The sequence below is a fragment of the Clostridium rectalis genome (assembly GCF_900626095.1).
Classification (GTDB): Bacteria; Bacillota; Clostridia; order Clostridiales; family Clostridiaceae; genus Clostridium_AS; species Clostridium_AS rectalis.
This window is the reverse complement of sequence record NZ_UYZZ01000013.1, coordinates 46,547-56,038: the sequence shown is the minus strand read 5'-3', so window position 1 is coordinate 56,038 and position 9,492 is coordinate 46,547. Positions and strand designations below refer to the sequence as shown.

Here is a 9,492-nt window from a genome sequence, read left to right as displayed (position 1 = left end):
ACATTGCCTACTTCTTTAACCTCATTTAGTATTGATTCTTTTAATTCTTTTGTATAACTTCTACCTCTCACAAGTTACCTCCAATTACTTTTCTTCATTATATCTAATGCATAAGCAATTGTCCAAGTGTTTTTAGGGGCTTAAGAGTAATGACAAAGATATCTCTCCACATATTAACCTTGTTAATTCCCTACTAGATGACCCCAATGCAAATCTAATGCCGTATTCCTTGGTTCTAAAAGTAATATAACTTATTAATATACCTATAAAACCTATTACTGATAAGATAGATAATAATAGTGAAAATATTAATGTAATTATTATCCAGGGTTTATTAATATTATATATCTGAGTTATAAAATCGTTGATTTTAATATAATCAATCATTATATTCTTAGAATTTAAATTTGATAAGTATGTTGTAAATTCATTTAAATCAAATTCTTCTTTTATAGAAACAACTGTATATCTTGATTTCATAGAAATATCAAGTGCCTCATCATAAAAATAATCCTTATGAAAGGGTATAATAATAGAATCTTTCAAAGATACAATTGACGAATTATCACCTATTCGTGTATTCCAAAAATAAGCATTATTATTTAGTATTCCTATTACAATAACTTTAAAATTTTTCAATCTACTATTTTGGTAAAGTTTAATTCTAACAATACTGCCCACATCTAATTTGCTTGATAAATTATTACTTATAATAATCGGTATTTCGTCTCCAACTTTTTGATATTGAAAAATTTTATTACTACCACTAGAAACGTTCATATTATACAGATTTGATGCGTCTTTGTTTAGGAAAATAGCTTTAAATTCACAATCATCCATTAAAGATTTACTTATCTCATAACTTCCTATTTTATCCACCATTTTATTATTAGAAATTTCTTTATATACTTTATTAATTGGATTTATGGAATCTTTATTTTGCGAGCCTACTAAAATTCTATACATTATTGATTTATCTTTATTAACTAAATTGTTAATATTACTCTTTACATCTCTATTTTTATTTATTAATACAAACGCAAAGTTCAATGATATAAACACTATAACTAATTGAAAAAAAACCAATTTAAACTTTAAACCTTGCTTTACTATAGATTTAATCAATACTTTTAATCTACACATACTATTCTCCTTTTAATTCCATTGTAAGGTTTAAATTAAAAAACTTTTTTACACTTATTATCGATATTAGAAAACTCATTAACATAGTAACTATAGATGCTACTAATATAGTTAAATAACTAAACTCTATATCTTTTATATTTAAAATATCTGTTAAATTATCCTTTGCAAATGGTGTTAAAAGATTTATTGCTGCTATTGAACAAACAATAGCACAAACCGAAACTAACATTAACTCCATAAATATTTGTTTCCAAATCATTTTTCTATTTGCACCTAATGCAATACTAATTGAAATATTCTTTTTATTTTTTAACATTAAGTAAAATATTAAAATACTTATATTGCCTACTGCTACTAATATGATTAAACAGCTTACTAATGTAGTCATAAGTAGTGTGTTATGAAATTCAGATAAATTATTTTTAATCTCTACTTCCTTTGCCTTAATATTAGATAATTTATTTAAATCATCTAATATTTCATTCATTTCCTTTTCAGGATTGTCGCTATTTTTTAATAGATATACTGAAATTGCTTCAATATTCTCTTTCATTTTATCAGGTAAAGATTCTAAGGGTATAAAAACAGAACCTAGGTAATTTGAAAACTTACTCCTCCCCCCTACTTTGCCTACAACCTTAAACTTTTCTTTCCCTAAATTTATATAATTATTTTTACTTAATTTGTTGTTCTCTACACCTTTACCAATAACTGCAATTTTAGCTTTTGAACTACTCTCATTTGGATATAAATATCTACCACTTAAAATTTCTGGAATCCACTCTGGAGTTTTACTAAATACAATAGGCTGAACAGGGACTTCAAAGATTTTTTCATCCATAGAAACTTTTTCAATTAGACCATTAATTCTAATTGAAGTTGTTTTAGAATATTTTTTTAAAACATTCACTAAAGTATCATAATTTGTACTATTAGGTTTACTAACATTTATGGAAATCAATCTTTGGTGTTCAATTTTCCCAAATGTGTACTCAATAGTCATATCCTTACTGCTCTTTAAGAATACAAAACCAACTGAAATAACTAATAAGGCAGAAAAATAACCAATAAATATTAATAAATAATATGAAAAATTTCTTTTTATTTTCTTTAAAACTAATCTTAACATATCTTTACTCCACTATTTAACTTACAATATTTGAAACAGAAAATTCTTGTAATATATATTAATTCTAATATATTATATATATATTGTAAAATTTTATAAATTAATATCGTAAACTAAGATAATAAATATTTAAATAGAAAAAACCAGGAAAACCTGGTTTTTTCTAAATTTAAATTTACTAAAAACTAGTATCTGCAATTCTAGTAATTACAAAGTTTAATGAGGTGGTGTTTATACCTTGTATAACTCTTGACCCCCCAGAAGTATTAATTACAGTTATTTGAGCATTAGCTGGAAGTACTCCCTGCCAAAAAGCACTTAAAATTCCAGTATCATAAAAGTTTGTAACACCTTGTTGTACTGTACCATTAGTGACAATGGCAAATCTATTTGGAGTTGGTTGATCAGCTGGTATTCCTGCACTAAATTGTATTAAATAAAGTCCAGCTCTTGCTAGTGTAAAAGTATTATTTGCCCCATTTATTGTAATATCTGAAGATCTTGTAACTGTTGAAAATGTAACTAACCCATTATTTGCAACAGTTTGTGGTGTGGGACCTAATGCTCTAGCAAAACTTTGAGCAATATTCTGTAAACCCGTTGGACCTGTTGGACCTGTTACACCCCGAAGACCTACACCTTGAGGTCCTGTAGGTCCTGTCGGACCGGTTATACCTTGTGTTCCTGTTACTCCCTGAGGTCCTGTTGGGCCTGTTACTCCCCTGAGACCTATTGCACCTGTTACACCTTGTGGTCCTGTTGGACCTGTTATTCCCTGTAGTCCTGTTGGGCCAGTTATTCCTTGTGCTCCTGTTATTCCTGTTACCCCCCTGAGACCTATTGGACCTGTTACACCTCGTGGTCCTGTTGTACCTGTTATTCCCTGTAGTCCTGTTGGACCAGTTATTCCTTGTGCTCCTGTTATTCCCTGTAATCCTGTTGGGCCAGTTATACCCTGGGGACCTGTTGAACCGGTCATACCTTGCGGCCCTGTTACTCCACGTGGGCAAGTACATCTACCACATGTAGGTACAAATATAAATTTCTTAGAGTTTTTTTCAAAATTATCACCTTCCAAAATTAATAAAATAATCTTAAGTCCAGAAATAAGAAACTTATTATAGCTACCTTAAAAATTTAAATATATGTCACTTTTATTTTACATATTAAAATATTTTTAATATTAATTTATAAATATTTTTTAAGAAATTCCAATAGTATATAATATGAATTCTTTTTATATTTGACATAAAAAAACATCTTTTTAGTTATAAAACTAAATCTATTAGCCTATTACTAAGAGTATCACTTTACTCTCATATTATTGACTTAAACAATGTTATTTAGTTAATTTATAAATAAGGATAAAAAATAACTCTTAAACCTTAAGTAACCAGGTTTTAAGAGTTAAAAATCACTATTTTATAGCTAAAGGTTCTCTTATAATAATTTCTTTTAAAATAAATTCCATTCCACTTAACATTTCCCAATCCTGCCCTTGACAGATAGGACATTTTCCTTTGTTTTTTACAATTTTAAAAACCTTATTACAGTGATGACATAAAGCATTTGCTTTAATTATTTCAATTTTTAATTTAGAGTTTTCTAGAAGAGTTTTATAGGCTGCATTAGGGAAATATTCCATCATATATCTAGGTACAATTGAAGACATTTCTCCTATTTGCACAACTATAGTATCTATTTTTTTAATCTTATTTTCAACTGCTGCATCCTCAACCATTTTTATTAATTCTACTAATATAGTTACTTCATGCATAATATTTACCTACTTATCTACACTATCTTTATTTGGATTTAAAGCTCTTTTAAATTTTATACTAATTGCTCTTTTGATTGCATGGGGCTTAATATTTTCATAACCAAAGCTATGGGCATGAAACTTTTTAAATAATGTGATTGCATCAAATTTACATCTTGTATTGCATTCACCACAGCCTATACATTTATTTTCATCCACATGGGCAATACCGCATTTTAAGCAACGCTTTGTTTCATTTTCTAGTTGCTCCTCTGTAAATGTTAGACGTGGATCTAAGAAAGATTTCTCCTTTGATGAGTCATAAAAAACCTTTTCACGTTTAGCCCTATCATAGCCCTGTAAATTTAAATTATCCTTATGAAGTGCTTTAAACATTCTTCTGTTTCTTCCAAGTGTTAATGTTTGCCCTGGATGAACGTAGCGATGTAATGATTCCGCTCCTTCTTTTCCTGCTGCAATAGCGTCTATAGCAAATCTTGGGCCGGTATAAACATCACCGCCAACAAAAATATCTGATTCACCTGTTTGAAAAGTTAATTCATCTGCCTTTACTGTGTTATTAGGATTTAATTTAACTTTGCTCCCTTTTAAAAGATCACCCCATAAAATAGATTGCCCTATAGATAACAATACTTTATCCCCTTTTACGGTTTTAATATCCAATTCATCATATTCAGGATTAAATTTTCCCTCTTTATCAAAAACACTTATGCAGCGTTTAAACTCAACAGCCTTCAATTTACCATCTTCAATAACAATTCTTTTTGGACCCCAGCTATTGTTCACAATGACTCCTTCCTTTTTAGCTTCCATAACTTCAACATATTCAGCAGGCATCTCATAATCACCCTCTAAACAAAACATATTTACTGTATTAGCTCCTGTTCTAAGAGTGGTTCTCGCAACATCTATTGCTACGTTCCCCCCACCTATTACTATAATATTACCTTCTGTCTTAATTTCTTTACCCAAATTCACATCCTTTAAAAAATCTACTCCATTTATAACATCTTTACTATCCTCCCCTTCAATATTTAGTTTTCTATCAGCTTGAGCACCAATGGCAATATAAAAACCCTTATATCCTTCATCACGTAATTTGTCTATTGTAATATCTTTGCCTATTTCCACCCCACATTTTAACTCAACTCCCAGCTCCTTTAATACATGGATTTCTGCTTCAACAACATCTTTTTCCAGTCTAAAAGAAGGAATCCCTAAGGTTAACATTCCACCAAATTTTTCTTCTTTTTCAAAAACTGTAACTGTATAACTTTTTGAAGCTAAATAATATGCACAAGAAAGACCTGCTGGCCCAGAGCCAATTACTGCAATTTTAATATGACTAAAATCATGTAATTTTTCTGGAACAAATCTTGTTTCTTCCTTTAATTCCTTATCTGCAATAAATTTTTTTATTTCATCAATTGCAACAGGTTCATCAATATTACCTCTAGTACATTCACTTTCACAATTATGTGGACAAATACGCCCACACACTGCGGGGAATGGATTTTCTTTTTTGATTAATTCTAAAGCATCCATATATTTTCCTTGTGCTGCTAATTTTATATAAGCTTGAACTGAAATATGGGCTGGACATTTTGTTTTACAAGGTGAGGTACCACAATCATAAACATTTTCAAAGTTTTCTCTGAAATCCGGGTTATAACGCTTTGGTCCCCAATTATGATCATCTGGAAGTGGGGTAAATGGATATTTTATTGGCTTTTTAGTACATAAATTTTCTCCCAACTTAACAGCATTAGCAGGGCATGTTTCTACACATTGTCCACAGGCTGCACATTTTTCAGTATCAACTTTTGCTATATAATTAGAACGAGACATATTTGGAGTATTAAAATATTGGGAAGTTCGTAAAGCTAAACAAACATCACGTTGACAATTACAAATTGCCCAAATTTTATTTGTTCCATCCATATTTGTAACTTGATGCATATAACCTTTTTTCTCAGCTTGTAAAATAACTTTTTTTGCTTCCTCTTTTGTAATAGGTCTTGCTTTTCCTGTCATAATAGCGGATTCAGCAGTAGCACCAAGTATAATACACAATTCTTCAGCTATACTACCAGTACCTTCATCCATTTGAGTGCGAACTAATCGACATTGACATGGTGCAATAGCAATGTGGTTTTGATATTTAGTTAACCAATAGGATATTTCTTCATAAGGTGCTTTTCTAGTTTCTGCTTGAATAGCTGATTCTACAGGTATAACACGCATTGCGCCATTCCCCATTGGCATAATTGTAGTTACAGGTTCAACAGTTTCTCTTGTATATTGTTCAAATGCCCTAGCTATCTCTGGGTGTGCATTAGCCTGTTCCCTATTAAGCATCATTAATTCATAGATTCCTGGGACATAAATTGGAAGTTCAAATTTATCTGTTCCATCTCCTTGAGGCTTAACTTCGATAATGCCCATATCAGTAAGTTGCATACAAATATTAAAAGTTTCAGCATAATCTTTATTTACCCTAGATGCAATATCTTCTACTGATTCTTGTTTTCTTCTTTTCATAGCAAGAACAACATCCGCTTGTTCGTCCGTTACTAAATCAGCAAATACATAGTATCGTGGATCATCTTCTGTAAAGTTTATTTTTAAGCCACTTATATGTTGTGCCATCTTAATAATTTTCCCTCTCATTTTAAATTTCCCCCTGTTATTTTTATATTTATCTTTTAATTTCTAACACTTCAGTCTTTAGCCAATTTGTCCAAGCTTCAATTCCTTCTCCGCTACAGGCTGAAATAGGAAATATCTTAATATTTGGATTAAGTTTTTTAGCTCTTTTATAAATAACTTCCATATCAAAGTCAAAAAACTCTAATGTATCAATTTTATTTATTAATAATACATCAGAAACTTTAAACATAAGAGGATATTTAAGAGGTTTATCATCCCCTTCAGGCACAGACAAAATCATGGCATTTTTAGTTGCCCCAGTATCAAATTCAGCTGGGCATACTAAATTACCCACATTTTCTAAAACGATAAGATCTAAATTTAAAATTCCTAAATTATCAAGTCCCTCACTAGTCATTTTTGCATCCAAATGACACATACCCCCTGTATGCAATTGGATAGTTTTCACTCCAGTTTTAGATATTGTTTTTGCATCTACGTCTGAATCAATATCTGCTTCCATAACTCCAATTTTTATTGAATTTTTTAATTTTTCTATAGTTCTTAAAAGAGTTGTTGTCTTTCCGGCGCCTGGTGAACTCATTAAATTCAATAAAAACTTATTATTTACTTTTAGTTTATTTCTTAGTTTTTCTGCTTCCATATCATTATTTTTATAAATACTTTCTTTGATTTCAATTGTTTTAAATTGGTTCATAATTTTATTACTCCCTTCCTATGGCATAGTCCCTTAAATTCTGAGTTTAAATAGCTATTATTTTATATTACTTCACCTTTTTTACTATAATTCCTTTTTTAAAAACGATTCCAAACATCTATTTCAAGTTTTTATCATATGGATAATTTTTTATTTTATTTTAAAAGAAAATGACCACATAACCTATAAATCCTTTTATCTTAAGATTTACGTGGCAGTGTGGCCCTTCTTTCATAATTTTTAAGTATATCCTATATAACTGTAAAATTTATTCAATTCTTCTTTCCCATATTCTACTTATATCTCCTTATGACTTATTATTTGGCTATTAAATTGCATACTTAAAAGCTATTTTGTTTATTCATCTAATCCTCTCTTTTTATATACCAAACCAAAAACAAGGGCAGCAATTATTATCCAAACTAAAATTATAGCTATGTTGTAGGTAGATTCACTTCCAAAGCTTTCTCCTTTAAATATCCTTACTATCATAATATTCATATTATAGTTAGGTAAAAAATCTGCTATGATTTTCATAATTTTATTAGCTCCTGCAAACATAGGTATTACAAAAAAAATCATTATAACAGGTATACTAAATACTCCTGTAGTCATTTGGTTTGGAGATAAAATTCCGATTATAGATCCAATTTCTATCATACTAAAAAGTACCAATGTAGTTATAAATATATATTTGCCTAGATATTGAATATCACAACCAATAAATAGAAATATCACTATATTTACAATTTCTGAAACCAAGAAAGTTATAAGAACCTTTCCAGCTAAGAATTCCCATGGAGATACAGAAGAAAGCATAAGTGTTCTTAATGTATTCTTTTCTTTTTCTTCAGCGATGAGCATAGATATAACCATACTAGATATTAATGCAATATTCATGCCTACACATAAAATTAATATATTCGCTTTATTCATGAGAGGATTTGTAGAATTACTTGGCAATAATTTTGAGTTTATAATACTAAACATTATTGGTAAAAAGCACATCACCCACACATTTATATTCTTTATAAAATCTTTTATTTCTTTTTTAAGTAACGCATTTACTCTTCTCATTGAAAAATTCATTATAATTCCCTCCCTGTTAGAGTCAAAAATATTCTTTCTAAGCTTGGTTCCATAGAGTGAATTGCAATTAACTGTCCCTTTTCCATCCAATTTCTAATTTTCAAAGCACCTTCCTGATTGTTTTTTACTATAATTTCTCTTTTATCATCCTTTAAAATTACCTTAATATCATCATTAATATATTTTAATTTTAAAGCTTGTGGATTTCCTATATCCACTATTTCACCCTCATTTAAAAATGCCACCTTGTGACATAGTTTTTCAGCTTCAAACATATTATGAGTAGTCAAAAATATTGTAGTTCCATCTTCATTAAGTGTTCTAAGTAATTTATGAATTTCTAAAGTAGTTCCTGGATCTAATGAAGAAGTAGGCTCATCTAGAAATAATAATTTAGGTTTATGAAGTACTGCCCTGGCTAACATAAGCCTTTGCTTCATACCCTTTGAAAGCTTCCTTACTTCCCTTTTTATAGTATCTTTCATACCTATCCTATCTAATATTTCTAAAACATTTTCCTTTGGAACATCATTTATATTTGCAAAAAGCATAAGATTATCTAAAACAGATAATCTATCATACATTCCACTGGTATCTGATAATATTCCAATATTTTTAACTATTTCTTTCTTATTAAGGTACACATCCTTTCCAAACACCCTAATCTCACCACTATTTGGTATTAACTGAGATGTTAATAATTTAATAGTAGTGGTTTTCCCTGCTCCACTTGGACCTAAAAAGCCAAAAATTTCACCTTCTTCAATACTAAAGGTTAAATTTTTTAAGGCTCTATTATCTTTAAAATATTTTGTTACATTTTTCATAGAAATAATATTTTTCACTATTAAGACTCCTCTCTTTGCTTAATAGTTTAATTATCCTAAAAATTGAATGTATTAACTATAAAATATATAAGAAAGGAATCTGTAAAAGGCTAAATGGAGTATTTTAAGGGCTAAATTCTGACTTTATAAAGTT

The 9,492-nt window shown here is 29.4% G+C and carries 8 protein-coding genes; all 8 read right to left on the bottom strand.

Annotated elements, in window-relative coordinates; translation table 11 throughout:
• Window positions 1-132: 132 nt before the first annotated feature.
• Window positions 133-1,143 (bottom strand): ABC transporter permease, encoded by a 1,011-nt coding sequence (locus tag EJL03_RS15035; protein ID WP_206427382.1) that lies wholly within the window; start codon window positions 1,141-1,143, stop codon window positions 133-135.
• A 1-nt stretch (window position 1,144) separates the two neighbouring features.
• A complete protein-coding gene (locus EJL03_RS15030; RefSeq protein ID WP_125154793.1) occupies window positions 1,145-2,275 on the bottom strand; it encodes an ABC transporter permease in 1,131 nt (376 codons plus the stop codon).
• A 178-nt stretch (window positions 2,276-2,453) separates the two neighbouring features.
• Window positions 2,454-3,353 carry a collagen-like domain-containing protein gene (locus EJL03_RS16675; protein WP_279222091.1) on the bottom strand — a complete coding sequence of 300 codons (900 nt, stop codon included), beginning with the start codon at window positions 3,351-3,353 and terminating at the stop codon, window positions 2,454-2,456.
• Between the two features lie 339 nt (window positions 3,354-3,692).
• Window positions 3,693-4,052, bottom strand: coding sequence for a hydrogenase maturation nickel metallochaperone HypA/HybF (locus EJL03_RS15020; protein ID WP_125154792.1), 360 nt, complete (start codon window positions 4,050-4,052; stop codon window positions 3,693-3,695).
• A 9-nt stretch (window positions 4,053-4,061) separates the two neighbouring features.
• The gene (locus tag EJL03_RS15015) at window positions 4,062-6,725 is read right to left on the bottom strand and encodes an FAD-dependent oxidoreductase (RefSeq protein WP_125154791.1); all 2,664 of its coding nucleotides are present in this window, start codon (window positions 6,723-6,725) and stop codon (window positions 4,062-4,064) included.
• Between the two features lie 28 nt (window positions 6,726-6,753).
• The gene (gene hypB / locus EJL03_RS15010; protein ID WP_125154790.1) at window positions 6,754-7,422 is read right to left on the bottom strand and encodes a hydrogenase nickel incorporation protein HypB; all 669 of its coding nucleotides are present in this window, start codon (window positions 7,420-7,422) and stop codon (window positions 6,754-6,756) included.
• 357 nt (window positions 7,423-7,779) lie between these two features.
• On the bottom strand, window positions 7,780-8,511 hold the full coding sequence (locus tag EJL03_RS15005) for an ABC transporter permease (RefSeq protein WP_125154789.1): 732 nt from the start codon (window positions 8,509-8,511) through the stop codon (window positions 7,780-7,782).
• Entirely contained in the window at window positions 8,511-9,356 is an 846-nt protein-coding gene (locus EJL03_RS15000; RefSeq protein WP_125154788.1) for an ABC transporter ATP-binding protein, read from the bottom strand. Before EJL03_RS15000 ends, EJL03_RS15005 begins: the two co-directional genes overlap by 1 nt.
• Between the last annotated feature and the right edge of the window lie 136 nt (window positions 9,357-9,492).

Bases quoted from the DNA above. Each gene is read 5' to 3' on its own strand.
- hypB (WP_125154790.1), bottom strand. From the start codon at position 7,422: ATGAACCAATTTAAAACAATTGAAATCAAAGAAAGTATTTATAAAAAT.
- EJL03_RS15030 (WP_125154793.1), bottom strand. From the start codon at position 2,275: ATGTTAAGATTAGTTTTAAAGAAAATAAAAAGAAATTTTTCATATTAT.
- EJL03_RS15020 (WP_125154792.1), bottom strand. From the start codon at position 4,052: ATGCATGAAGTAACTATATTAGTAGAATTAATAAAAATGGTTGAGGAT.
- EJL03_RS15005 (WP_125154789.1), bottom strand. From the start codon at position 8,511: ATGAATTTTTCAATGAGAAGAGTAAATGCGTTACTTAAAAAAGAAATA.
- EJL03_RS15015 (WP_125154791.1), bottom strand. From the start codon at position 6,725: ATGAGAGGGAAAATTATTAAGATGGCACAACATATAAGTGGCTTAAAA.
- EJL03_RS15035 (WP_206427382.1), bottom strand. From the start codon at position 1,143: ATGTGTAGATTAAAAGTATTGATTAAATCTATAGTAAAGCAAGGTTTA.